Origin of the sequence: Rubricoccus marinus (genome assembly GCF_002257665.1) — a bacterium.
Lineage (GTDB): Bacteria > Bacteroidota > Rhodothermia > Rhodothermales > Rubricoccaceae > Rubricoccus > Rubricoccus marinus.
Genome location: NZ_MQWB01000001.1, coordinates 1,134,110 through 1,156,260 on the forward strand (window position 1 = coordinate 1,134,110; position 22,151 = coordinate 1,156,260).

The window sequence follows — 22,151 nt, forward strand, 5'->3', positions numbered from 1 at the left end:
GAGAGCGCGGACCGCCCGCCGCCCCACGGAGCACAGCCGTCACGCGCGAGCCTAAACCCCTCCACCAACGTCATCCCCGCGAACGCGGGAATCCAGAGTGACGACCGCCAGAGGCCCGCAAGCACTCAGAAGTGCAGGAAGGGAACACCTAGCGACACCACCTCTGGCGCGCGCACGTCCACCGCCTCTGGCGCCAGAGGCCACTCCCCACTGGCCACACCCCTTAGGACCTCCGCACGACGACCAGCCCCGCGATCACCAACACGCCGCCCGCCACCTGGAGCGGCACGATGCTCTCGCCCAGGAGCAACGCGCCCGCGCCTACGCCCGCAAACGGCACGAGGTTGGAGAACAGCGCCGTCCTGCTCGGCCCGATCTGCCGGACCGCCAGGTTCCAGATCGCGTACGCCGCCCCGATGGAGAGCCCACCCGAGAACACGAGCGCCGCCCACACCTCCCATCCGATGCGCGGCCAGTCCGCCGTCGCCACGCCAGAGGCGCCCATCGCGGTCAAGACGGGGAACGCCGCCAGGAGCCCGAAAAACGCGAGGCCGATAGGGGAGATGCCTCTGGCGAGAACCGGCTTGGACAGAACCGTCGACAAGCCCCAGGCGAACGCTCCCGCCAGGAGGAGCACGATGCCCAGGCCGGTCCCGGCGATCTCGCCGTCCTGATCGCGCCCGAGGACGACAAACGCCGCTCCCAACAGCCCGAGCCCCACGCCGACCCACCCCGCCCCGCGCAGGCGGTCCACGCCAGAGGCGTGCGCGACGAGCGCCGTCCACAGGGGCGCCGTGGACATGAGAAGCGCGCCCATCCCCGCCGTCAGCCGGTCGATGCCGAGGATGAAGCCCGTCTGGTACACCACGTGCGCCAGGAGCCCCAGGCCGACTACCGCTAGAGGCGCCGTGCGGAGCGCCTGCCAGAACGGCTCGTGCCTCTTGCGCGCGTCCCACGCGTGTAGCACGCCGAGCGTGACGAGCGCGACGGCAAACCGAAAGAGGTTCACCGTGAAGGGCCCCATCACCTCCAGTGGTACTTTGATCACGGCGAAGTTCAGGCCCCAAACGAGCACCACGAACAGCAGCCCCGCCTCGGCCAACCAGCCGGGAGAGCGCGAGACAGCGGGGGAGTCGGACACGTGGTTCGGGAAGGGGCCGCGCAAACGCGCCGCATCCGCGCCGGTTCACTCCCGCCCGTTCCCATGACGTCAGGCATCCGCAAGCTCTACTACTCCATCCGCGAGGTCGCGGAGGAAACCGGCCTCGAACCGCACGTGCTTCGCTACTGGGAGTCGCAGTTCGACATGCTCAAGCCCAAGAAGAACCGCGCGGGCAACCGGAACTACACCCAGCGCGACCTCGACCTGGTGGTGCGCATCCGCGATCTCACCAAGCGCGACAAGTACACCATCGAGGGCGCCCGCCAGGTGCTGGAGCGCGAGGAGCGCGGCGGCGGCACGCCTGCCGCGGCCCGACGAGACCTCCAGGAACTCCGCGATTTCCTCGTCGACCTGCGCGACTCGCTCCCCGAGGGCGATGCGTAGTTAGCGCGAACGGTGATACAGCCTCTGGCGCCAGAGGCGGACTCGCGACCGCGCCACGCTCTGAACTCGTCAGAGGCGCCCCAAATGGTCGGATACGAGACTGGAGTATGCACGCACGCCCAAACCCCGAGCGCGCCGCCGCGCGCGTTCCCAATCCCCCCAAAGTCGGGTAGGCCGGATTTGAACCGACGACCCCCAAGCCCCCAGCTTGGTGCGCTACCTGGCTGCGCCACTACCCGAAAGCCGCCGGGACCGAGTCCCTGACAGCGCTGAGAAACTAGCCCGCCTCTGGCGAGGGCCGCAACCGCTCGGGCCGTCTTCGCCAGATGCCCATGCACCGGCCTCCATCGCCGTACCTTTGGGGCGCCCCTCTCCAGACCCACCGTGTCCAGTTCCGCGTCCCCCACCTTCGAGGCCGACTTCCGCGACCTCCGAGACGCCAAAGGCCTGTCGCTCGAAGACCTCCACCACGAAACGCGCATCCCGGTCGACGTGCTGCGCCGCTTCGAGTCCGGCGCGCTCCTCGCCGACGAGTCCTTTAGCAACGTCTACCTCAAGGCGTTCGTCAAGAGCTACGCCAAAGCGCTCGGCGTGCCCCAAGCCCAGGCCGTCGACGCGTTCGAGGCCGCGCGTACCGGCCGCTACGCCGGCCACCTCCGCGAGGACTACACGCCACCCAAGGCCCCGCCGCCGCCCGCGCGCCCGGACGCCGACGCGCCAGAGGCCTCTGGCGTAGCCCCCGCGCCGAACCCCACGCGCACGGAGGCGCCTCGCGCCGAGACGCCTCGCGCCGAGACGCCTCGCGCCGAGCCCGCGCGGAGCGAGCCGCCGGCCCCTCGCGACCCCGCGCCTGCCGTTGCGGCCCTGCGGACGGGCGGGACGGCCGTTCCCACGGACAAGGCGAAGGTCACCACCTCGCCGGGCGCGCAGCGCGTTCAGAAGCCCATCGTGCCCTCGGCCCGGCGTTCGTTCGACAAGAACTGGGGCACGCTTGGACTGCTCGCGTTCGTGCTCCTGGCCGTCTGCGCGGCCGCCGTCTACTTCCTCGTCTTCCGCACCGATAACGACTCCGACGAAGCCGTTGTGGCCTCTGGCGAGGCGACCGAAGCCGCGCAGCCAGACTCCACGGTCGCCGCAGGCCCGACGGGTCCGCGCCTTCAGGTGCCCATCACCGTTACCGCCGAGGCCACCGACGGCGGCCTCCAGTGGTTCCGCGTCACCCAGGACGACCAGGAGCGCGCCCCCAACTGGATCGACAGCGGTACCAGCCAGACGTTTACCGCCGACTCCACGCTCATCCTCTGGGGCGAGGGAAACGCGTCGGACACCGCGTACGACTTCAACGAGACGACGCTGATCCTCCAGGGCTTCCGCTGGCGCCCCGCCACGGGCTCGCCCGTGCGGATCACGCTCCAGAGCGGCCAGGCGCTTCTCGATTCCCTCGCCGCTGCGGGCGCGCCGACCTCTGCTCCTGCGCCCGCTCCCGCCGAGACCCAGTAGACGTATGGCGCTGGCATCGCGCGCCCTCGACCTCCTCGCACGGATCGACGCCGGGGCCTCCTCGGAGGCCTCTGGCGACGCGGCTCCCGCGCCAGAGGCGCTCGTGGACGAACTCCGCGAGGTGATCCGCGGCCTCGGCCGGGCGTACTACACCGAGGGCGAAAGCCCCGTCGGCGACACGCAGTACGACCGGCTGTTCCGAGCGCTGCAAGAACTCGAAGCCGCGCACCCGGAGCTGGCCTCTGGCGACAGCCCAACGCACCGCGTGGGGGGCACGCCGCTGGAGGCGTTTGAAAAGGTGCGGCACCCCGTCGCGCTGCTCAGCCTCGGCAACGCGTTCAACGCCGACGAACTCCGCGAGTGGTACGAGCGCATCCTCAAGAGCCTCGCCGACGTGACCGACGAGGGCGTGCGGCCCGCGCTTGTCGCCGAGCTCAAAATCGACGGGCTCGCGCTCGCGCTGACGTACGAGAACGGTCGGCTTGTCCGCGCCGCCACGCGCGGGGACGGGACCGTGGGTGAGGACGTGACGCGCAACGTGCGCACGATCCGGCAGGTCCCTCTGGCGTTGGCCGGGGAGCCGCCAGAGGCCGTCGAGATCCGCGGCGAGGCGTACATGAAGCGGAGCACCTTCGAGGAGCTCAACGCGGACTTGGTCGCCAGAGGCGAGAAGCCGATCGCGAACCCGCGGAACGGTGCCGCGGGCAGCCTGCGGCAGCTGGATAGCGCCATCACGGCGCAGCGCCGGCTTTCGTTCTGGGCCTACGGCGTCGGGCCGACAAGCGCGCCTCTGGCGGCGACGCAGACCGAGACGATGGAGTGGGTGCAGGGCCTCGGCCTGCCCGTCCCGGACACGCGCGCGACGTTTGGCGGCGACGACCCCATCGCCGAGGTCGCCGCATTCTGCGAAGCGTGGGCGGACCAGCGCGACAGCCTGGACTACGAGATCGACGGCGTCGTGGTGAAGGTGGACCGGCTGGACTTCCAGGCCGCGCTCGGCTTCGTGAGCAACGCGCCGCGCTGGGCTATCGCCTACAAATTCCCGGCGCGAGAGGCCACGACGCGGCTGCTGGACATCGAGCACAACGTGGGCCGCACGGGCGCGATCAAGCCCCTGGCGATCCTGGAGCCGGTCGGCGTAGGCGGCGTGACCGTGGGCCGCGCGACGCTTCACAACGAGGACTACATCGCCGAGCGCGACATCCGCATCGGCGATCTCGTGGTCGTCAAGCGCGCCGGCGACGTGATCCCTCAAGTCGTCAAGCCTCTGGCGGAGGCCCGAACGGGGGAGGAGAAGCCCCACGTCATGCCGACGGTCTGCCCCTCGTGCGGCAGCGAATTGGAGCGCCTGGAGGACGACGCCGAGTGGCGCTGCGTAAGCGCTACCTGCCCCGCTCAGTTGCAGCGGCTCGTGGAGCACTTCGTCGCCAGAGGCGCGATGGACATCGACGGGATGGGTAAAAAGAGCGCGCACTTCCTGGTGGAAACCGGGCTTGTGCAGTCGCTCCCGGACCTCTACCGCCTGGACCAGAGGCGCGACGAACTGATCGCCCTGGAGGGCTTCCAGGAGAAGAAAGCCGACCGGCTCTTGGCGGGCCTCGAAGCCAGCAAATCCCGGCCTCTGGCGCGGCTCCTCTTCGGGCTCGGCATCCGGTTCGTGGGGCAGACGGTCGCCGAAACACTGGTCGGCGCCGTGGAGGACATGGACGCGCTCGCGGCAGCGACGCCAGAGGCGTTGGAGGCCGTTTTCGGCATCGGGCCCGAAACGGCGCAGAGCGTCGTGGAGTGGTTCGCGCACGAGGACAACCGGCAGACGGTCGCGGACCTCGCCGCGCTCGGCGTCAACACCACGCGGCTCCCCGAGGAGGCGCCGGCCGAAGGCTCGGCGCTGCTCGACGGCCGCACGTTCGTCATCACCGGCACGCTGCCCTCCATGTCGCGCGCCGATGCCAAGGCGCGGATCGTGGCGGCCGGCGGCAAGGTGACCGGCAGCGTGAGCAAGAAGACCGATTTCCTGCTCGCAGGCGAAGCCGCGGGGTCCAAGCTGGACAAGGCGCAAGAGCTCGGCGTTCGCGTACTGGACGAGCCCTCCCTTCTCGCCCTTCTCGCGGGTGACCTGCCTCTGGATCTTCCCGAAGAGAGCGAGCCGGAAACCGCGACGACGACGCCAGAGGCCACCGCAGATGCAGAGGCGGAGCCTCTAGCGAACGCCGAGACACCGATGCCGCCGTCCTCTGGCGAGGGGCAGGGCTCGCTGTTCTAATGCTGGACGCGCTCCGACGGTCTCGCGCGCTCAAGGCGGCCCATCAGGCCGTCGCGGCGCGGCGCGTACACACGCCAGAGGCGGCCCCCGAAGCGCGCCGCTTGTTTGCGATCCTGCCTGAGGCTGAGGACGCGTCGGACCGCTCGCAGCGGGACGCGTGGGCCTTTCTGACGTCGCTCGATCTGGCACCCGGCCGCATCGTGCCGGTCACGCTGGGCCGAGACGTGGGCGCGCCCGACCGGTTCGCGGGCTCGGTCCTGCACATCACCGACAAAGAGTTGGACTGGCGCGGTCTGCCACGCCGAGTCGTCGCGGACGGCTTGTGGACGCAGCGGCCCGATGTCGCGCTGGACCTCACGGGCACGTTCACGCTCGCGGCAGCCTACCTCGTGGGCGGCTCGCCCGCGTCGGTCCGCATCGGCCTAGACCCGGCGCCAGAGGCCGCGCCGTTCTACGACTTGGTCGTGACCGGCGGCCCAGAGGCGCTCCGCCGTGCGCTCGGACAGATTGAGCCGCCCATCCTGCCGGTCCGCACCGGGCGCGCTCGCTAGGGCTCTGGCGCCGCGCCGTGGGCGCCGTGTGACCTTAGCGCGCCTCGCCGGGCATCGCGACATCCATCGAGCGCGCGTAGTCCGCCAGAGGCCCCAGCCCGACCGCGGCGCGGCGGGCGTCCACGTTCTCGATGTCCTCGATGGGGTAGAACGTGCGCGCGCCGGTCTCGGCGGTGTGGATCTGCGAGCCGTAGCGCTGCGGCAAATCCTGCCGCACGAGCACGCGGTCGGTCAGTTCGGCCAGCCACTCGGGCTCGGACTCGCCCGCCTCCACCGCCGCCTCGATCTTCGGCAGGTAGCGAAGTTGGAACGCCAGCGGCGCGTGCTGCACCACGAGGTACGCCGCGCTCGCCCCGCGCCAGCCGACCTCGCTCATGAGCGGCCAGCCTCTGGCGTCCACAAGCGCGTCCAGCGCGATCTGGTTGAGCGAGTCACCGTGCAGGATCTCGCGCGCCAGCGGTTCGCGAAGGTCTTCGGGTGGCGCGTAGTCGTAGCGCTTGAGCAGGGCGACGTAGCGATTGCGCGGTTCTTGGTCGCGCTCGCGGAGGTCGAGAAGCGCGGCGCGCGTGGCTGCGGCTTCGGGTGTGGGCGCCTCGAAAGCGGGCGTGCGGGCGCAGCCGCTGGCGACGAGGGCGAGGAGGAGGACGGTCGAGAGACGGAGCATCGGAAGGGGGAGCCGGCCTCTGGCGCAGGGGGGCCGCGCCAGAGGCGGAAAGGGGAAGGGGTTACTGCGCGGAGGCGACGTCGTCTTGCAGGTACGGCAGCGGGCTGACGGGGCAGAAGTGGGGCGCCTCGTCCAGGAAGTGCCGCATCGCGCGCACGTGCCCGGCGCCGACGAGGACGAACACGCGCTCGTCTCCCGGCTCCACCGTTCTCAGGATGTGATGCACCATGTTGAGGTTGCGGCCGTACCAGCCCGCGATGAGGTCCGGGCCGGGGTAGGCCTCATCGGAGCCGGCACCGAGCGCGCCGGCGAACATTCCGAAGTGGTTGTTGCGCAAGACGGCGTCGTCATTCAGAAACGCGTGGTACTCGATCATGGTGAGCTCGCGTACGATCTGGTCCTCGTCCACTTTGAGCCGTTCGGGGACGAGATCGGCGTAGTTCATCGTGTGCGTGATGGTGCCGCCAGAGGCCGCGTAGTTCCGGATCTCGCCCCAATTGTTGCCTCTGGCGAAATCGATGGGATAGACGGCGTCATGCCCCAGGCTCCGCGCGAGGCGGAAGGCGACTTGATCCGTCTCCTCGCGACTCTCGGTCTGCCCGCCAGAGGCCAGGTAGGCGGCGTAGGCGGAGTCGGCGCGGGCCTGCTCCGCGCCCCAGTTCCATTCGATCATGACCTTGCTCGGCGCGTACGGTGCGAGGCGGGCGACGAGCGCGTCGAGCTCGGCCTGGATCTCGGGCGTCCGCACGTCGGGCACGTCGGTGTTCTGCGCGTCCAGGTTGTTGTTCGCCATGTGGACCGTGCCCAGCAGCATGACCTCGATCTGCCCGGCGGCGCAGGCGGGCCAGACGCCCGGGTTGGGCGTGGCCTCGGCGAAGGGGTTGGCCTCTGGCGCCCCGGGTGCGGTCTGCGCATTGGCCGCGAAGCCGCGGACGGCGAGGGCGAGAAAGGCGAGGGCGAGAAGGCGGAGAAGGGTGCGCATGACAGGAGGGTTGATGGCGTGTCGTGCCGCCAGAGGCCCGGGATGGTCTCGGTGGCGACGGTGCCAAGAACCGCTCGAAACCGGCCTCTGGCGTCCCAAGGAAGGATTGGGACGTGCCCTAGAGGTCCCAGGCGCGGTTTGGGACGTAGCGAGAAGGGCAGGGGAGGTGGCAGTAGTCAGTGGCCAGTAGGCAGTGGCAGAGGAGATTGGCTCCGCCGCTGGCTCCGCCTAATTGGCTACTCGCTCGCCGCCGCTGCCCGGTATGCCGAGGGCGTGTGCCCGGTCGTCTCCTTGAACACGCGGTTGAAGGTGGACTTCGAGGCGAAGCCAGCGTCGAGCCCGATGGCGAGCACGGAGTAGTGCGCCTGCTCCGGGTCTGCCAGCCTCTGGCGTGCCTCCTCCACGCGGAGGCCGTTGACGTAGGCGGTGTAGGTCGTGTCCATCGTCTCGTTGAACAACGCCGAGAGCGTCTTGTCCGTCACGCCGATCTGTGTCGCGAGCGAGCCCAGCGAGAGGTCCGGGTCCAGGTGCGGGCGCTCGGTTTCGACCAGCCGCAGGAGGGCGTCGCGGTGGCTCGCCGCCACGTCCGGCACCAACGACGGCTCGCGAGCCGGCTCCGCAAGAGGCGCCGCGTTCTGCGCGAGGGCAGGCGGCGGCGCCAGAGGAGCGGACTCAAACCGCACGTCGGCCTGCACGACGCCAGCAAAGGCGGCGGCGTAAAGCGTCAGCGCGTAGGCCAGCCGTTCCACTGCGCTAATCCACGCCGCCCGGCCCACCCCGAACGTCCCCGAGAGCGCGTCCACGCCGTCGATGGCGATCAGGACGACGAGTGCGAGCGTCACGCCACCCAGGAGGCGCCGCAGCCACCGGTCGCGGCGGAGCCGCCAGCCACTCGCCTCTGGCGTGGCCGCGGCGCGTACCTCCCGCCACGAGGCCACCACGTACCCCGAAAGGCTCAAAACGGTCAGCGCGACCTGAGCCGTCGCCCACCAGGGCGAGAACACGTTGCCCATCCACCAGCCTTTGACCGCCAGAGGCGCGAGACCGATCGTGAGGACCACGGCCGCTTGCGCCAGCGGCAGCACCGCGTGGACCCAGTGGAGGATGCCCCGGCCCAGACGCGCGTGGACGTAGGCGTACAGCAGCGGCCCAATAGCGAGCGTGTACGCCAGAGGCGCGAACACGATGCTGAGGTTCTGCCCCGGCGGCTGCACGCCGATCAGCATCACGTACAGCACCGCGAGTGCTGCCACGATGAGCAGACCGCCGAGCGCGAGGTTCGCCGCGCGGCTGCCCTGCCGCCGCCAGAGGAGAAGCCCAGCCGCGCCGAGGGCCAGCGAAATGGCCCCGCCGGTCACCAACGTGCCGAGCCATTCGAAAAGGGTGAGGTCGAGCGTCATCGCCAGAGGCCTGGGTTCGGCCCCTAGGCTACGCAGCCTCTGGCGGGGAGGGGAGACCGCTGCCGGGGAGGCGGCCGGCCCGATGCAAAACGCGCCGCCGCCCCGGAAGGCAGCGGCGCGGTGAACGGCGGTCGTCCCACCACAGCCGGCCGTCGTTCACAGGGGGAGTCAGCGGATCGTCAACGCGTCCCGGACCGTGCCGACACCAATCACGGATCGGGCGAGGCGCGCGGCCTCGTGCGCGTCTGCGACGGACGCGACCGTTCCAGAAAGCGTGACCACGTCGCCGACGACGCGGACCTGAATGCCGGAGGCGTCGAACCCGGTGCGCCACGAGAGCATCTCGCGCACGCGGCGAGCGAGCCGGTCCGTGCCGGAGAACTTGCGACTAGAGGGAGGAGGAAAAGCCATCGGGGTATGGGCTCGGAGAACGTCAGGATATAGCGCGCGCACATAGGGGCGCGGATGATTGGTGCGGGGCCGCGAGCCGGGTGCGGCGTCTGCGAAAACGGCCGCGCCCGGCACACCGCTACGCCTCTGGCGTTGAGCGAGAACGCCCCCCGTTATGCCTCGTGATCCGACCTCTCGCCCTCCTCTTGCTCTTGCCCCTCGCGGCGTGCGGCGGCGCCTCTGGCGACGTGACCGCCTCGCTCGCCGTCGCTGAGGCCATGAGCGGCGACACCACCGGCTACGCCCGCGCCGACGAGCCGCGCGCGTTCACGTTTCCCGCCGATCACGGCCCGCACGCCGGGTTCAAAACCGAGTGGTGGTACGTGACCGGCAACCTCCGCGCGACCGACGGGACCGACCGCCGCTTCGGCCTCCAGTTCACCATCTTCCGCTCCGCGCTCTCGGCCGACACCTCGCGCCAGAGGCCGTCCGATTGGGCCGCGGACGACCTCTACATGGCGCACGTCGGCTTCAGCGACGTCAGCGCGGGCACGTTCTCCTCGGGCGAGACCTTCTCCAGAGGCGCGGCGGGCCTCGCGGGGGCCGCCTCTGGCGCCGACGGCCTGCGCGTGTGGCTCAAGAACATCGAGCTGAGGCAGGCGGGCGCGCTCGTTGAGGGCGGCGCGCTGCCCATGCGGATCGTCGCCCAGACGGACGACGGTGCGGGGTACGATCTCACGGCCGTCCCGGCCAAGCCGCTCGTCCTCCAGGGGGAAAAGGGCCTGAGCCAGAAGGGGCCGGGCGCCGGGAACGCGAGCTACTACTACGCCCAAACCCGCATGACCACGTCCGGGACCGTTACGCTTGTCTCTGGCGAGACCGTGCCCGTCGAAGGCCTCACATGGCTAGACCGCGAGTGGAGCACGTCGGCACTGGGCGAGGGGCAGGTCGGCTGGGACTGGTTCGCGCTCCACCTCGACGACGGGCGCGACCTGATGATCTACCAACTCCGCCAGTCCGACGGAGGCAAAGACCCGCTTTCAAAGGGCTCGCTCATCAGCGCCAGCGGCGAGAAGCAGCACCTGCCCTCTACCGCGTACACGCTGGAGCCTCTGGCGACGTGGGAAAGTCCGCGCGGCGGCTCCTATCCCACGCGGTGGCGCGTCCGCGTTCCGGCCGAGGGCATCGACATCACGGTGGAGGCGGCCATCCAAGACCAGGAGCTCCCGGTTTCGGTGCGCTACTGGGAAGGCGCCGTGGACGTGAGCGGCTCGGCCTCTGGCGTGGGGTACCTGGAGATGACCGGCTACGCCGACGCGGCCAGCAAGGCGCCGGGGGCCTGAACCGGGTCGGCGCGCGTCCACCCGCCGCCCGCCCACCAACGCACTCGACCGCCAGAGTCATCAACCGCCAGAGGCCGCCCTGGCCGCTGATGGCGCGCTGATGGCGTCGGAGAGGGCTGCGGCGCCAGAGGCGGTATCCTCGCGCCGTGCCGCCCGCCGACCCTATCCCGCTGCCGCTCCACGGCCTTTTCGAGATCGCCGCGTTCGTCGCCGGCGGGTGGGTGTACCGGCGGCAGGGGCGGAGCCGGCCTCTGGCGAACGGCATCCCCGAGCCGACGCGCTGGCGCATCCTCGTCGGCGCCGGGCTGGGCGCGCTGATCGGCTCGCGAGCGCTCGCGGCGCTGGAGCACCCGGGGCTGTTCGACGGCGCCAGCGGCGTGCAGGTCGCGCTGCTCGTCTTCGGGACCAAGACCATCGTCGGCGGCCTGCTCGGCGGGCTCGTCGGCGTGGAGATCGCCAAGCGCGCGATGGGGGAGAGGCGCCGCTCGGGCGACGCGTTCGTGTTCCCGCTCGTCGCCGCGATCGCGGTCGGGCGGGTCGGCTGCTTTCTCGCTGGCGTCGACGACGGCACGGCCGGCGTCCCGACGGACCTGCCCTGGGGAATGGACCAGGGGGACGGGATTCCGCGCCACCCGACGGCGCTCTACGAGATCCTCGTCCTCCTCGCGCTCGGCGCAGCGCTTCTCGGCGTGCAGCGTCGCCAGAGGCCTCTGGCGCCCGGGGTCCTCTTCGCGCTCTTCCTGAGCGGCTACCTCGCGTGGCGCCTCGGCGCCGAGTTCGTCAAGCCCGTCGCGCCTCTGGCGATGGGCCTCTCGGCGATCCAGTGGGCGTGCGTGGCCGGGTTGCTCCACTACCTTCGCCTGTTCGCCGGGCGCCGCTTCGTGCCCGGATCTGCTGTCGCCTCTGGCGCCCGCTGACCCCGCCAGAGGTTTCCCCACCGCACACCCCCGGATGTCCCACCACCGCGAGAGGCCTTACACCTACTACGACTTCACGCTGAGCCTCTGCCCGCGGTGCCTGCGCCGCGTCGAAGCGAAGGTGGTGCTGCAGGACGGCGCGGTGTACATGCTCAAGCGCTGCCAGGCGTGCGGCGGCAATCAGGAAAAGGTGCTCATCGCGAGCGACGCCGAGTACTACCGCCGCATCCGCGACTACGTAAAGCCGAGCGAGATGCCGCGCCGGTTCAGCACTCCAGTCGAGTACGGCTGCCCGTACGACTGCGGGCTGTGCTCGGACCACGAGCAGCACTCGTGCCTCTCCATCCTGGAGGTGACGGACCGCTGCAACCTCACCTGCCCGACCTGCTACGCCGGCTCCAGCCCCACCTACGGGCGGCACCGCACGATGGAGGAGATCGAGTTCATGCTCGACGCGCTCGTCGAGGCCGAGGGCGAGCCCGACGTGCTCCAGATCTCGGGCGGCGAGCCGACCATCCACCCGCACTTCTGGGACATCCTCGACGCCTGCCGCCAGAGGCCCATCGGGCACCTGATGCTCAACACCAACGGCATCCGCATCGCGCAGGACGCCGCCTTCGCCGAGCGCCTCGCGACCTACGCGCCGCGTTTTGAGGTGTACCTCCAGTTCGATTCCTTCCGGCCTCTGGCGCTTAAGGAACTGCGCGGCGCGGACCTGACGCGCATCCGGCGGCAGGCAATCGACCGGCTGAACGACTTGGGGCTGTCCACCACGCTTGTCGTCACGCTCCAGAAGGGTCTCAACGACGACGAGATCGGCGAGATCATCGAGTACGCCGTCCGGCAGCCGTGTATCCGCGGCGTCACGCTCCAGCCGACCCAGATCGCGGGCCGCCACGACAACGTCGACCCCGCGACGGACCGCATTACCCTCACCGAGGTCCGGCAGTCCATCCTGGACCAGACGGACCTCTTCACGCCAGAGGACCTCGTGCCGGTCCCGTGCAACCCGGACGCGCTCGTGATGGGCTACGCGCTCAAGCTCGGCGGCGAGGTCCACCCGCTCACGCGCTACCTCAGCCCCGCGCAACTGCTCGACGGCTCGCGCAACACGATCACGTTCGAGACCGATCCGGCGATGGTCGCGGGCGCCATCGAGACGTTTAGCACGAGCCACAGCCCCGAAGGCGCGACCGAGTCCGTGCAGCACCTCCTCTGCTGCCTGCCCGGCCTGGACTGCCCGGACCTGGACTACCGAAACGTCTTCCGCGTCATCATCATGCGCTTTATGGACGCCTACGATTTCGACGTGCGCTCGGTCAAGAAGTCCTGCGTGCATATCCTCCACCCGGACGGGCGCCTGATCCCGTTCGAGACGATGAACCTCTTCTACCGGACAGAGGCGCAGCGGGCCCATCTGGAAACCCTCCGAGCCGAAGGCGCTCATGTCTGACTCTCCCGCGCCAGAGGCGCCCACGGCATCCGTCGATGCGCGCACGTTCTGGATCACGCTCGTCGCCTGCTCCCTTCCGCCTCTGGCGTGGAGCGTGGCGAGCCTAGTGGGCCGAGGGGATCAGTCCGCCGGCGTGCTGCTAATGCTCTGGGGACTCGTCTACGCCCTCTCGCTCGTCTGGACGATCTACGCGTTCATCGTTGGAGACTCGGCCAGAAGCGGCGCGTTGGTGCTCGGAATGCTCGCGGCAGTCATCGTGGGGCCGGGCAGTTGCCTTCTGATGCTCGACACCTTCTCCTGATGGAAACCCCACGTCGCCCCTCGTTCGACGCTCGCGCGTTCTGGATCACCCTCGCGGCCTGCGCCGGCCCGTTCCTCACGGGCTTGGCCGTCTTTTTCACGGGCATCGGTCATGACCTTCTGATCGGGGGCGCGCTGATGGCTTGGTGCGCAGCCTACGCGGTCGCGCTGATCTGGATGGTCGTGGGGTTCCTGCGCGGCGATTCCGCCAGAGGCCTCGCGATCTTGCTTGGGATGATCGCGGGCGTCATCGTGGGGCCTGGCGCGTGCTTCGGCGTGTTCATGTCCGGAGGGGGACTCGGGTCCATGAACTGACGCCCTCTTGCTACAGGCGCACTCTGGACACCCCGGCCTCTGGCGCCAGAGGCTAGCTCACCCGGTCGCGGGCGGCCATTGCGGCCCCGACGATGCCCGCCTCGTTGCCGAGCGCCGCCGGGCGGAGTCGCGCCTTGGTCTTGAGCAAGTCCGCGAAAAGCGACCACTTCTCCGGCTTGCTCACCCCGCCGCCGATGATGATGAGGTCGGGGGAGAAGAGGAACTCCAGGTGCTCCAGAACGGGCTGGACGCGCTTTTTCCCCCAGCGCTCCCACGTGAGGTGATTCTTGGAGCGGGCGCGGTCGGACGCGAAGTCTTCTAGGATGGATTTTTTCTGCCACCTCGCGCTGCCCAGCTCCACGTTGGGGATCAGGACGCCGTCCATGAACAGCGCGCTGCCGATGCCCGTCCCGAAGGTGAGCATGAGCACTTTGCCTTTCTGCTTGCGCCCGGCGCCGCAGCGCATCTCCGCGATGCCCGCCGCGTCGGCGTCGTTCAGGATCGTGACGGGGTGGCCGGTGACCTTGGAGAGCAGCTTTTCCGCTTTGCAGCCGATCCACGCCTTGTCGATGTTCATGGCCGTCTCCGTCACTCCGTTTCGGACGCGGGCCGGGATGGTACACCCCAGGGGGCCGCTCCACTCGTGCGCTGCCATGACCTCTGCGACGGTCTGCGCGACGGCCTCTGGCGTGGCGGGCTGCGGCGTCGGGATGCGGTGCCGTTCGGCGAGCAGCACGCCTTTTTTGACATCCACGGGGGCGCCTTTGATGCCAGAGCCTCCGATGTCGATGCCGAAAATGCGGTTTTTAGAAGGAGTGACAGGCATGGGAGGAGCGGAGACGGGCCGGCAAGATCGCGACGGCGGCGCGCGCCGTCCACTCCGCACCGACCGCGCGCGCGCCGGGCCGCGCCAGAGGCCTGCGTACGGTGCGGTCGCGTGGCGATCGTGGGATCTGAACGCCGAGCGAACCAAACGGCGCGGCCGCAGCGTTTAGCCGCACCCGCCATCTCCTCCGTGCTGTCTATGCCCCGCTTTTCTGCCTTCCTGCTTTTGTTTCTGGCCCTCGCCTCTGGCGTGGCCGCGCAATCCCTCCCTGCGGCCGCGCGTGGCTACCTGGGGGACTGGACCATCGTGAGTGACGAGACCGGAGAAGCGCAGGCCGTCGTTCGGATTTCGGAGGTCGACGGAAAAGTGGAAGGCCGGATCGTGCGCGTGCTCCCGACCGAGGAGTACCCCACGCCCAACTTCACGTGCGAGGATTGTAAGGGGCAGTACAACGGCATGGATCTCCGCCGCATCCGCCTGATCCGCGACATGGAATGGCAGGGCGACGAGTTCGCAGGTGGGCGCATCGTCGACCCGGAGAACGACAAGTCGTACCGCGCAACGATGCAGCTCGAAGGGCGCGACCGCCTGCGCGTTCGCGGGTTTATCGGCATCCGGGCGCTCGGGCGCACCCAGGTCTGGCGCCGCGCGCGATAAGCTGCTGGCGCCAGAGGTCGGAGCCCCGCGCCGCCTCTGGCGTAGGCCGCGCATGACCAACCGCGACCCCGCGCTTCTCGCGCTCCGCCCCGAGATCCAGACCGAGCCGGCCTCTGGCGTGCACGGCTTTTTCCACGCCACGCTGAGGCCCATTCTCAAGCTGCAGAACGACACGATCCTCGCGCTCGTGGCCACGAGTGTAGCCAAGCGCGTGACGGGCTTCGCGGACTTCGCGCCAGAGGATCAGCGCGAACGGCTCGCGGCGATGCTGAAGCAGGACTCGCGGCTGAAGCAGCTCCTCCAAGGTGTGGTCTGGGGCGTGCTGACGGCCGACGAACTCGCGTTCGCGATCGAGCACGAGTCCGAGGTGCGGCGGCGGGTTCAGGTGCTGATCGCAGAGCGGGTCGTGAGCCAGACCGAACGCGTTTCGGCTCTGATCCAGACCGCGCAGTCGGGTCAGGACATGCCCCCGTTCTCGCTGCGGTACTCGTGGAACAACGGGAGCGTGCCTCCTCAACACCGTACCTCTACGACCATCGTGATCGAGCCAGATGGCTCCGGCACGTGGACCCACCGACGGGGCTACGGGGAGGACGACGTCACCCGTCGGGCGTTTGCGCTGACGGCGCCAGAGGTCCAGGCGCTCGCCTCCACGCTCGATGGCCTCGGCCTCTGGCGGATCGAGTGGGGCACGCCCGAGGTAAAGCGAATCGGAGGCGGCACGTCGACCATCGCGGCGTCGTGGGGCCACCAGTCTGTAGAGGTCCCGTCGGCGGTGGCGTCGGACAACCGCGTCGCGAAGTCGCAGGTGGAGGCGGCCATTCGAGACGCCGTCCCAGAGTAGGCGGGCGCCAGAGGCTATCGAACGGACTCGGGGTGCTTCTCGATGTACGCGTCAAGCGCGCGCGTGGCCTCTGCCGAGACCTTATGGCGGAGCCAGGGCGTCCACCCCAGGAGGTAGCCGGGCGCGCCGAGCGCCTGCCGGCTCCACGTCCAGAAGTCGAAGGTGTCGCGGTGGGAGCGGATGAGTCCGTCCTGGAAGTCGAACGCGGCATCGACCTCGTTGCGGACGTGCCGACCGGTCTGGGAAAAGGTGTAGTCGGCCCGCCAGTGGGCGACGCCCGTTTCGTCGTAGGCGCGGATGCCGGAGGAGACGACCTCTAGATCCCGTCCTCCGGCGCAGAGCATGCGCCACATCGCTTTCGCGCGGCCACCCCGCAGGTCGAACGCGGGGTCTCGGAAGTGGACATCCGGGTGGTAGCACGCGGCCATGGTGTCGGCGTCGCGGCGAGCGAAGGCGTCGTAGAACCGGACGAGGAGATCGGCGTGGGGGTGAGCCATGAAAGCGATGGAACGGGTGCGCAACGTACGGGCGCCTCTGGCGCCAGCGGCCCCGGTGCGCGAAAGAGGGGCTGGACGGGCAGCGCGCACAAAGGCCTGCGTGAACGTCGCGCGCGAGGGAACGAAGCGTCTCGCCAGAGGCTCAGAGCGGGGGCCGTTTCTCTCTCTGGCCTCTACACGCTGAACACTCCCTCTGGCGACGCGCACGACCGCATCGCCGATGGCCTCGCCGACCACGGCTGGGCCGTCTCGCCTGCCTTTCTCACACCGGCGCAGGCGAGCACGCTCCTCGCGGAGTCCGTCTCCGCGCGAGACCGGTTTCACCCCGCAGGCGTGGGCCGAGCGGGAGCGCACGGCGTCCGCTCCGGCACCCGCAGCGACAGCGTGTGCTGGCTGGGCGACGCGCATTCCGGCCCGGGCCAGGCTGCCTACCTCGCCGCGATGGACGGACTGCGCGCGTACCTCAACCAGTCGCTTTACCTCGGACTGCTGTCGTACGACGCGCACTTCGCGAGCTACCCTGTGGGAGCGTTCTACGCCCGGCACCTCGACGCGCTCCACGGTCCCGGCGCGCGGCGCACGCTCTCGTGCGTGCTCTACCTCAACCCGGACTGGACCGATGCCGACGGCGGCCACCTCCGGCTCTACCTCGACGGCGACCGACAAGAGCCGTTTATGGATGTCCGTCCCGAGGCAGGCACGCTCGTGACGTTCCTCAGCGAGCGGTTTGAGCACGAGGTTCTCACGTCCACGCGCGAGCGGTCGAGCGTGACGGGCTGGTTCTCGGGCCGCACCTGAGCCTCTGGCGGGACCAACGGACGCAAGTGACGGCGCTGAACGCACGCGCAACTCTGGCGCAAGCGGCAGAAATGGTCCTCGCGTCTACCTGCCTCTGGCGGACAGATGTCTAGGTTCAGCGCTCACCTGCACGTACGTCCATGTCTCGGCTTTTCCTCGCACTCGCTTTGTTGTCGCTCGGTGCCTGCGCATCGGACGAGGCGCCCGATCCAGTCACGCCAGAGGCCGCTGCTGCGCCAGAGCTGGCCGCTACGACAGACGTTGCCGCTATGCCAGAGGCCGAAGCGCCGACGGAAGAACTGGCATTGACCGACGCCACGCCCCCGACGCCGGAGGTCGCATCGCCGCCAGACTCAGACGCAGCCGCCTCGGGCGGGGCCACGATCACATTCGCCAACGATACCGGCATGGCCATCACGGCGCTCCACTTGGTCGCGTGCGGCGAAAACGAGGGCGAGGACTGGTCGACGATGCGCGAGTGGGCGTACGACTATATCGAGGCGCCGCTGGCGCCGGGCGCGACGGTTGAGGTCGAGATCTCGGCTGAGTGCCTGATGGCGCTGCCCGTGTGGGAGGACGGGACGGAGGTGATGGAGAAGATCCTTGTCGAGGGCGACATGACGCACGCGTTTCTCCTGGGCTGATCGCGCAGCGGGCCTCCGCGGGGAAGCTCTGCGCCTCTGGCGACAGCACGCCGCCAGAGGCTGGATTCCGCGCCAGAGGCCTCTGGCGTCAGGCGTCGAGGTAGATCTTCCCGCCAGAGGCCTCGAACTCGGCCGACTTCTCGCGCATCCCCTCGGGGATGGCCGCCTCCACGTCCACGCCGTGCTCTTCGGCGTAGTCGCGCACGTCCTGGGTGATCTTCATGGAGCAGAACTTGGGGCCGCACATCGAGCAGAAGTGGGCCACTTTGGACGATTCCTTGGGCAGCGTCTCATCGTGGTAGGCGCAGGCCTTTTCGGGGTCCAGGCCGAGGTTGAACTGGTCCTCCCAGCGGAACTCGAAGCGGGCCTTGGAGAGCGCGTTATCGCGTGCCTGGGCGCCGGGGTGCCCCTTCGCGAGGTCCGCCGCGTGGGCCGCGATCTTGTACGTGATGACGCCCTCGCGCACGTCGTCGCGGTTGGGCAGGCCGAGGTGCTCCTTGGGCGTCACGTAGCACAGCATCGCGCAGCCGAACCAGCCGATCATGGCGGCACCGATGCCGCTCGTGATGTGGTCGTAGCCCGGCGCGATGTCGGTCGTGAGCGGGCCGAGGGTGTAGAACGGCGCCTCGCCGCACCAGTCGAGCTGCTTCTGCATGTTCTCCTGGATCATGTGCATCGGCACGTGGCCCGGGCCCTCGTTCATGACCTGCACGTCGTGCTTCCAGGCGGTCTTGGTCAGCTCGCCCTGCACATAGAGCTCGGCGAACTGCGCGTCGTCGTTCGCGTCCTCGATGGAGCCCGGACGCAGGCCGTCGCCGATGGAGAACGACACGTCGTAGGCGGCGCAGATCTCGCAGATCTCGTCCCAGTGCGTGTAGAGGAAGTTTTCCTTGTGGTGCGCGAGGCACCACTTCGCCATGATCGACCCGCCGCGGCTCACGATGCCCGTCCGGCGTCCCGCCGTGAGCGGCACGAAGCGCAAGAGGACACCCGCGTGGATCGTGAAGTAGTCCACGCCCTGCTCGGCCTGCTCCACGAGCGTATCGCGGAAGAGGTCCCACGTCAGATCCTCTGGCGCGCCGCCGACTTTTTCGAGCGCTTGGTAGATCGGGACCGTCCCGATGGGGACGGGCGAGTTGCGCAGGATCCACTCGCGCGTCTCGTGGATGTGCTTGCCCGTCGAGAGGTCCATGACCGTGTCCGCGCCCCAGCGGATCGCCCACGTCAGCTTCTCGACCTCCTCCGCGATGCTCGACGTGACCGCCGAGTTGCCCATGTTGGCGTTGATCTTGACCAGGAAGTTGCGCCCGATCGCCATCGGCTCCAGCTCCGGGTGGTTGATGTTGGCCGGGATGATGGCGCGGCCTCTGGCGACCTCGTCGCGCACCCACTCGGGCGTGATGACGCTCGGGATGCTGGCGCCGAAGCTGTTGCCCGCGTGCTGCTGGAACAGCGCCGGGTTGGTCTCCTTCAGCGCCTCCAGGTTCTGCGCCTCGCGGATGGCGACGAACTCCATCTCGGGCGTCACGATGCCTTTTCGCGCGTAGTGAAGCTGGGTGACGTTCTGCCCCGCCTTCGCGCGGCGCGGCGCGATCTGGTGCTCGAACCGCAGGTGCTCGGTCGCTGGGTCGCTCTGCCTCTGGCGACCGAACTCGCTGGACAGCCCCGCCAGAGGCTCCGTGTCGCCCCGGTCGGCGATCCATGCCGCGCGGATGGGCGCGAGGCCCTTGCGGAGGTCGATGGTCGCATCCGGGTCGGTGTAGGGACCGGAGCAGTCGTAGACCGGGAAATCCGGGTTGACCTCGACGCCGTGGCTGGCGGCGGTGTCGCTCTGCGAGATCACGCGCATCGGCACCTGGATGTCGGGGCGAGAGCCCTGGACGTAGACCTTGCGCGAGCGGGGGAGCGGGCGCCGGACTTCGTCGGAGAGTTCCTCGATGCGGGCGTGGGTGGCGTTGTCAGCGGCGCGCTTGGCAGCAGCGGTCGTGGGCATTTCCATCGATTTGGGGTACGGGGTACTGGGTACGAGGTACGGTTGAGGAGGCGTTCAGGCCGTACCCGGTACTCTGTACCCAGCACCGGCCTCTGGCGCCAGAGGCTAGAGCGCGAGGCTGTTGGTCCAGTAGACGTTCTCGCCAGAGGCCTCGGTAGGCGTGGCGTCGATGAGGCCTCTGGCGGACATCCAGTCTTCCAGATGACCGTAGTAGTCGTCGCTCATCGAGAAGTCGTGCGTGAAGCACGGGACGGTCGCGTCGTAGATGGCGCGTGTGAGGGCGTCCTCGGGGTCCGACTCCGTAAGGCGGAAGTACACCTCGCGGGCGGCCTCGGGCTCCTGCTTGATGGCGTCGATGCCGCGGCGGAGCACGCGGACGAGCTTGGCGAACGTCTCGCGCTCGGCCTCCAGCTTATCGGGGTGCGTGATGAGGACGAGCTGGCAGAAGTCGGGCACGCCCCAGTCTTTGAGCGCGAACATCCGCACGTCCAGGCCGCGCTGCTTCGCCTCCACCATCTCGAAGTTGTGGAAGACGAGCGTCGCCACGTCGGCCTTGTCCTCGGCGAGGGCGTCGGTGTGGTAGAACGAGTTGTTGACGCGGCCGTAGCCACCCTCCGTCCCGCTCGGGCCGCCGTCGGCCTCCACCATCGTGGCGACGATCGCCGGGCCGCCCCCTCCAGGCGCGCCGGGGTACTGAATGCGCAAGCCGGCCATGTCGCGCGGGCGCTCGATGGACGCCTTCGCCATCACGCCGCCATTCGTGTGCAGGAAGCGCGCGAAGCCGACGCACATCTCGCCGTTCGCGCGGTCCTCCACCAAGTGCAGCGGCTCGGTCACCGCGCAGTCCATCTCGCCCTTTTCGATGGCCTCGACCGCGTCCAGGTGCTCCTCGGGCTCGATCAGTTCGACCTCCAGGCCTTCGTCGGCGAACCAGCCGCGGTCCTGGGCGAGGAGGAGGGGGGCGTGGTCCGGGTTGAGAAACCACTCGAGGCCGAGCTTGAGGCGGGTCATGGGGCTGTCCAGAAGGTGAGGTCTGGAAGCCGGTGACGCCGCCAGAGGCCTCTGGCGAGGCGCTGGCATGGCCGCGGCGCGGGCGCTCGCCCGCTGAAGCACTCCCTACGCCGGTACAAACCGGATCAGGTGCGGAGGGTCTGTCTCAGCCGCGTGCCCGCCGATCTCGGCGGGGCGGCACCCCTGGCTTCCAGTCGCAAGGTACTCGCAGCGGTGGGATGGACAAGCGGGGCAGCGCCACGCGATCTTCCGCGCCCAACGCTACGCCCCTGATGCGCTTTCTCCTCTTCGGCCTCGCTCTCTCCCTCGCGGCGTGCTCGATGCCGCCCCGTCCCGTCACCACGAGCCGATCCACGGTGTCCTACCTCACGCGCATCGCGCCAGAGGCCGCGCTGGATTCCGTCGCGGCCTGGGCGTCCGGAGCGGAGGCCATCGTCGCCCAGCGCGATGCGGGCGCGCTCATTCTTCGCGACGGGGTGGCCGGCGAGAACAACGTAGCCCGGGTCACGGCGCGCTCCCGCCCGGACGGCATCACGGAGGTCACGGCAGCGAGCGAGTACGTGGTGACATCGCCAGAGTCCTTCCGAAACCTCGCGGCCTCGGCCTACATGGGGCAGAGCCGGACCGATCCGTTCCTCCTGGCGGACGCCTCTGGCGAGAGGTGCACGTCCGAAGCCGACTGGCTCGACGCGGAGCCTCCCGCGCCTCCATCGACCCCCACACCGCCGCAGCAGATCGAGGAGACGCCTCCAGAGCTGATCGGTGGGCTGGCGGGGCTATCGCAGCGCGTCAAGTATCCCGAAAGCTCCCGGCGCGCCGACATCCAGGGAATCGCGTACGTCCGCTTCGTGGTGAGCACGACCGGCGCGGTCGAGTGCGTGCAGGTGTTCGGGGCGCCCGACCGCGCGATCGCGGAGGCAGCCCGCGAGGCGGTTGCCGCGTCGGCGTTCGTGCCGGGCACCCAGAAAGGGGAGCCCGTGCGCGTCCGGTTCACGCTGCCGATCCAGTTCATGCTGCGGTAGCGGTGTCGAGACGTCTCGCGAACGACAGCTTGCCCGCTACGCGCGGCCTCTGGCGCCAGAGGCCGCCGGGCCCAGGGTAGAGCCCGGCGAGAGGCTCAGTGGTAGTCGCCGCCGAGGGCGTTGCTGCGCATCGCGTCCAGGCGTCGGCGTTCCTGCTCTTCGAGCAGCCTCTGGTACTCGTGACGCACGGCGTCCAGCCGGATCTTGAGCCGGAGAAACTCCTCGCCGCCGCGGA

Annotated in this window: 23 protein-coding genes, 1 tRNA gene and 1 riboswitch; of the genes, 14 read left to right on the plus strand and 10 right to left on the minus strand. The window is 69.5% G+C overall.

All coding sequences use genetic code 11. From position 1 onward, the window contains the following. Positions 1-223: 223 nt before the first annotated feature. Positions 224-1,141 (minus strand): DMT family transporter, encoded by a 918-nt coding sequence (locus tag BSZ36_RS04590; protein ID WP_179271022.1) that lies wholly within the window; start codon positions 1,139-1,141, stop codon positions 224-226. Between the two features lie 63 nt (positions 1,142-1,204). On the opposite strand from BSZ36_RS04590, the gene BSZ36_RS04595 reads away from it, so the two are divergent. Continuing rightward, the gene (locus BSZ36_RS04595) at positions 1,205-1,546 is read left to right on the plus strand and encodes a MerR family transcriptional regulator (protein WP_094546461.1); all 342 of its coding nucleotides are present in this window, start codon (positions 1,205-1,207) and stop codon (positions 1,544-1,546) included. Positions 1,547-1,711: 165 nt separating this feature from the next. Here BSZ36_RS04595 and BSZ36_RS04600 read toward each other — a convergent pair. Next, positions 1,712-1,785, minus strand: a tRNA-Pro gene (locus BSZ36_RS04600). A 145-nt stretch (positions 1,786-1,930) separates the two neighbouring features. Between BSZ36_RS04600 and BSZ36_RS04605 the strand changes: the two genes are divergently transcribed. From BSZ36_RS04605 to BSZ36_RS04615, 3 genes are read left to right on the plus strand one after another with little or no spacing between them, the layout of a single operon-like run. Then, entirely contained in the window at positions 1,931-3,046 is a 1,116-nt protein-coding gene (locus BSZ36_RS04605) for a helix-turn-helix domain-containing protein (RefSeq protein ID WP_143536753.1), read from the plus strand. Between the two features lie 4 nt (positions 3,047-3,050). Beyond that, on the plus strand, positions 3,051-5,309 hold the full coding sequence (ligA, locus tag BSZ36_RS04610) for an NAD-dependent DNA ligase LigA (RefSeq protein ID WP_094546466.1): 2,259 nt from the start codon (positions 3,051-3,053) through the stop codon (positions 5,307-5,309). Beyond that, a complete protein-coding gene (locus BSZ36_RS04615) occupies positions 5,309-5,860 on the plus strand; it encodes a hypothetical protein (protein ID WP_094546468.1) in 552 nt (183 codons plus the stop codon). The genes ligA and BSZ36_RS04615 overlap by 1 nt, the downstream gene beginning before the upstream one ends. 34 nt (positions 5,861-5,894) lie before the next feature. Here the strand turns inward: BSZ36_RS04615 and BSZ36_RS04620 are convergent, their stop codons facing one another. The 4 genes from BSZ36_RS04620 to BSZ36_RS04635 all read right to left on the minus strand — a co-directional run bounded on the left by BSZ36_RS04620 (position 5,895) and on the right by BSZ36_RS04635 (position 9,317). Next, complete coding sequence (locus BSZ36_RS04620; protein ID WP_094546470.1) at positions 5,895-6,524, minus strand: DUF6624 domain-containing protein; 630 nt, start codon at positions 6,522-6,524, stop codon at positions 5,895-5,897. Between the two features lie 61 nt (positions 6,525-6,585). After that, positions 6,586-7,506, minus strand: a complete 921-nt coding sequence (locus BSZ36_RS04625; RefSeq protein WP_094546472.1) for a DUF5694 domain-containing protein — start codon at positions 7,504-7,506, stop codon at positions 6,586-6,588. A gap of 236 nt (positions 7,507-7,742) precedes the next feature. Beyond that, entirely contained in the window at positions 7,743-8,906 is a 1,164-nt protein-coding gene (locus BSZ36_RS04630) for a helix-turn-helix domain-containing protein (protein ID WP_094546474.1), read from the minus strand. Between the two features lie 168 nt (positions 8,907-9,074). Further along, entirely contained in the window at positions 9,075-9,317 is a 243-nt protein-coding gene (locus BSZ36_RS04635) for a BON domain-containing protein (RefSeq protein WP_094546476.1), read from the minus strand. A gap of 161 nt (positions 9,318-9,478) precedes the next feature. Between BSZ36_RS04635 and BSZ36_RS04640 the strand changes: the two genes are divergently transcribed. From BSZ36_RS04640 to BSZ36_RS04660, 5 genes are all read left to right on the plus strand, one after another. Continuing rightward, positions 9,479-10,639, plus strand: coding sequence for a lipocalin-like domain-containing protein (locus BSZ36_RS04640; RefSeq protein ID WP_094546478.1), 1,161 nt, complete (start codon positions 9,479-9,481; stop codon positions 10,637-10,639). Between the two features lie 146 nt (positions 10,640-10,785). Continuing rightward, a complete protein-coding gene (locus BSZ36_RS04645) occupies positions 10,786-11,556 on the plus strand; it encodes a prolipoprotein diacylglyceryl transferase (RefSeq protein ID WP_218827557.1) in 771 nt (256 codons plus the stop codon). Between the two features lie 34 nt (positions 11,557-11,590). Continuing rightward, positions 11,591-13,009 (plus strand): radical SAM protein, encoded by a 1,419-nt coding sequence (locus BSZ36_RS04650; RefSeq protein ID WP_094546480.1) that lies wholly within the window; start codon positions 11,591-11,593, stop codon positions 13,007-13,009. Continuing rightward, on the plus strand, positions 13,002-13,310 hold the full coding sequence (locus tag BSZ36_RS04655; RefSeq protein ID WP_094546482.1) for a hypothetical protein: 309 nt from the start codon (positions 13,002-13,004) through the stop codon (positions 13,308-13,310). Before BSZ36_RS04650 ends, BSZ36_RS04655 begins: the two co-directional genes overlap by 8 nt. Continuing rightward, on the plus strand, positions 13,310-13,624 hold the full coding sequence (locus BSZ36_RS04660) for a hypothetical protein (protein ID WP_094546484.1): 315 nt from the start codon (positions 13,310-13,312) through the stop codon (positions 13,622-13,624). Before BSZ36_RS04655 ends, BSZ36_RS04660 begins: the two co-directional genes overlap by 1 nt. A gap of 52 nt (positions 13,625-13,676) precedes the next feature. On the opposite strand, the gene ppgK is transcribed toward BSZ36_RS04660, so the two are convergent. Next, on the minus strand, positions 13,677-14,450 hold the full coding sequence (gene ppgK, locus BSZ36_RS04665) for a polyphosphate--glucose phosphotransferase (RefSeq protein WP_094546486.1): 774 nt from the start codon (positions 14,448-14,450) through the stop codon (positions 13,677-13,679). A gap of 198 nt (positions 14,451-14,648) precedes the next feature. On the opposite strand from ppgK, the gene BSZ36_RS04670 reads away from it, so the two are divergent. Both BSZ36_RS04670 and BSZ36_RS04675 read left to right on the plus strand, forming a co-directional pair. Continuing rightward, positions 14,649-15,107, plus strand: coding sequence for a DUF2147 domain-containing protein (locus BSZ36_RS04670; protein ID WP_094546488.1), 459 nt, complete (start codon positions 14,649-14,651; stop codon positions 15,105-15,107). Between the two features lie 52 nt (positions 15,108-15,159). Next, on the plus strand, positions 15,160-15,951 hold the full coding sequence (locus tag BSZ36_RS04675) for a hypothetical protein (RefSeq protein WP_094546490.1): 792 nt from the start codon (positions 15,160-15,162) through the stop codon (positions 15,949-15,951). Positions 15,952-15,965: 14 nt separating this feature from the next. Here the strand turns inward: BSZ36_RS04675 and BSZ36_RS04680 are convergent, their stop codons facing one another. Further along, positions 15,966-16,448 (minus strand): nuclear transport factor 2 family protein, encoded by a 483-nt coding sequence (locus tag BSZ36_RS04680; protein WP_094546492.1) that lies wholly within the window; start codon positions 16,446-16,448, stop codon positions 15,966-15,968. On the opposite strand from BSZ36_RS04680, the gene BSZ36_RS04685 reads away from it, so the two are divergent. Both BSZ36_RS04685 and BSZ36_RS04690 read left to right on the plus strand, forming a co-directional pair. Beyond that, the gene (locus BSZ36_RS04685) at positions 16,440-17,246 is read left to right on the plus strand and encodes a 2OG-Fe(II) oxygenase (protein ID WP_218827558.1); all 807 of its coding nucleotides are present in this window, start codon (positions 16,440-16,442) and stop codon (positions 17,244-17,246) included. The two genes, BSZ36_RS04680 and BSZ36_RS04685, sit on opposite strands and share 9 nt — an antisense overlap. A 140-nt stretch (positions 17,247-17,386) precedes the next feature. Next, entirely contained in the window at positions 17,387-17,890 is a 504-nt protein-coding gene (locus BSZ36_RS04690) for a hypothetical protein (RefSeq protein WP_094546494.1), read from the plus strand. An 88-nt stretch (positions 17,891-17,978) separates the two neighbouring features. On the opposite strand, the gene thiC is transcribed toward BSZ36_RS04690, so the two are convergent. Next, positions 17,979-19,883, minus strand: a complete 1,905-nt coding sequence (thiC, locus tag BSZ36_RS04695) for a phosphomethylpyrimidine synthase ThiC (RefSeq protein ID WP_094551167.1) — start codon at positions 19,881-19,883, stop codon at positions 17,979-17,981. A 105-nt stretch (positions 19,884-19,988) separates the two neighbouring features. Further along, positions 19,989-20,894 carry an ABC transporter substrate-binding protein gene (locus tag BSZ36_RS04700; protein WP_218827559.1) on the minus strand — a complete coding sequence of 302 codons (906 nt, stop codon included), beginning with the start codon at positions 20,892-20,894 and terminating at the stop codon, positions 19,989-19,991. Between the two features lie 84 nt (positions 20,895-20,978). Beyond that, positions 20,979-21,089, minus strand: a riboswitch (TPP riboswitch). A 77-nt stretch (positions 21,090-21,166) separates the two neighbouring features. Between BSZ36_RS04700 and BSZ36_RS04705 the strand changes: the two genes are divergently transcribed. Then, positions 21,167-21,916: a TonB family protein gene (locus BSZ36_RS04705; RefSeq protein ID WP_179271023.1), complete on the plus strand. Its 750-nt coding sequence runs from the start codon at positions 21,167-21,169 to the stop codon at positions 21,914-21,916. The last annotated feature ends 235 nt before the right edge of the window (positions 21,917-22,151 follow it).

Excerpts from the sequence above, each read along its gene's own strand:
- BSZ36_RS04700 (WP_218827559.1), bottom strand. The coding sequence starts at position 20,894 with ATGACCCGCCTCAAGCTCGGCCTCGAGTGGTTTCTCAACCCGGACCAC.
- BSZ36_RS04650 (WP_094546480.1), top strand. The coding sequence starts at position 11,591 with ATGTCCCACCACCGCGAGAGGCCTTACACCTACTACGACTTCACGCTG.
- BSZ36_RS04615 (WP_094546468.1), top strand. The coding sequence starts at position 5,309 with ATGCTGGACGCGCTCCGACGGTCTCGCGCGCTCAAGGCGGCCCATCAG.
- BSZ36_RS04705 (WP_179271023.1), top strand. The coding sequence starts at position 21,167 with ATGCGCTTTCTCCTCTTCGGCCTCGCTCTCTCCCTCGCGGCGTGCTCG.
- BSZ36_RS04655 (WP_094546482.1), top strand. The coding sequence starts at position 13,002 with ATGTCTGACTCTCCCGCGCCAGAGGCGCCCACGGCATCCGTCGATGCG.
- BSZ36_RS04630 (WP_094546474.1), bottom strand. The coding sequence starts at position 8,906 with ATGACGCTCGACCTCACCCTTTTCGAATGGCTCGGCACGTTGGTGACC.
- BSZ36_RS04595 (WP_094546461.1), top strand. The coding sequence starts at position 1,205 with ATGACGTCAGGCATCCGCAAGCTCTACTACTCCATCCGCGAGGTCGCG.
- BSZ36_RS04690 (WP_094546494.1), top strand. The coding sequence starts at position 17,387 with ATGTCTCGGCTTTTCCTCGCACTCGCTTTGTTGTCGCTCGGTGCCTGC.
- BSZ36_RS04675 (WP_094546490.1), top strand. The coding sequence starts at position 15,160 with ATGACCAACCGCGACCCCGCGCTTCTCGCGCTCCGCCCCGAGATCCAG.
- BSZ36_RS04635 (WP_094546476.1), bottom strand. The coding sequence starts at position 9,317 with ATGGCTTTTCCTCCTCCCTCTAGTCGCAAGTTCTCCGGCACGGACCGG.
- ligA (WP_094546466.1), top strand. The coding sequence starts at position 3,051 with ATGGCGCTGGCATCGCGCGCCCTCGACCTCCTCGCACGGATCGACGCC.
- BSZ36_RS04680 (WP_094546492.1), bottom strand. The coding sequence starts at position 16,448 with ATGGCTCACCCCCACGCCGATCTCCTCGTCCGGTTCTACGACGCCTTC.
- thiC (WP_094551167.1), bottom strand. The coding sequence starts at position 19,883 with ATGCCCACGACCGCTGCTGCCAAGCGCGCCGCTGACAACGCCACCCAC.
- BSZ36_RS04620 (WP_094546470.1), bottom strand. The coding sequence starts at position 6,524 with ATGCTCCGTCTCTCGACCGTCCTCCTCCTCGCCCTCGTCGCCAGCGGC.
- BSZ36_RS04625 (WP_094546472.1), bottom strand. The coding sequence starts at position 7,506 with ATGCGCACCCTTCTCCGCCTTCTCGCCCTCGCCTTTCTCGCCCTCGCC.
- BSZ36_RS04660 (WP_094546484.1), top strand. The coding sequence starts at position 13,310 with ATGGAAACCCCACGTCGCCCCTCGTTCGACGCTCGCGCGTTCTGGATC.
- BSZ36_RS04670 (WP_094546488.1), top strand. The coding sequence starts at position 14,649 with ATGCCCCGCTTTTCTGCCTTCCTGCTTTTGTTTCTGGCCCTCGCCTCT.
- ppgK (WP_094546486.1), bottom strand. The coding sequence starts at position 14,450 with ATGCCTGTCACTCCTTCTAAAAACCGCATTTTCGGCATCGACATCGGA.